Below are 429 nucleotides of genomic sequence, written 5' to 3'. Positions count from 1 at the left end.
GTCCATTGCATATTTCACTGCAAGCTGGATTAATGCTGCTGATCTATGCCCTAGTCTACGCTCTGCTGGCTTATCTGTTTCTTAAAAAAATAGCTAAAGGAGCAGTCCAATGAAATCCCTCTGGTTTTACTATCTGCAAAGCTTCAAGGATATTGTCAGTCACGGCACGATCTTTACCACGCTTATTCTATCCGTCTTATTTTACAGCTTTTTTTATCCAACCGCTTATCAGGCACAGCAGGCTGAAGCCTTACCCATTATTATTGTCGATGAAGAACAAAGTAACTTAAGCACCCGTATTATTGGTCAGGTGGCACAAAGCCCCAATGTGGAAATTGAGGCGATTACCGGCAATTTTGCCGAAGCCAAACAATGGGTTGAATCTCAAAAAGCCGATGGTATCTTGTTACTACCGGACAATTTATCGCA

General features: G+C 42.2%; 1 protein-coding gene. It reads left to right on the top strand.

The genetic code is table 11. The features are described from left to right. Positions 1-109: 109 nt before the first annotated feature. The coding region (locus NI468_RS16160) for an ABC transporter permease (protein WP_253102646.1) at positions 110-429 on the top strand (320 nt) is incomplete at its 3' end.

This window comes from Acinetobacter lwoffii (assembly GCF_024129355.1).
Taxonomy (GTDB): Bacteria; Pseudomonadota; Gammaproteobacteria; order Pseudomonadales; family Moraxellaceae; genus Acinetobacter; species Acinetobacter lwoffii_I.
Note: the sequence above shows the minus strand (reverse complement) of the source record. Positions and strands in the feature narration are given on the sequence as shown.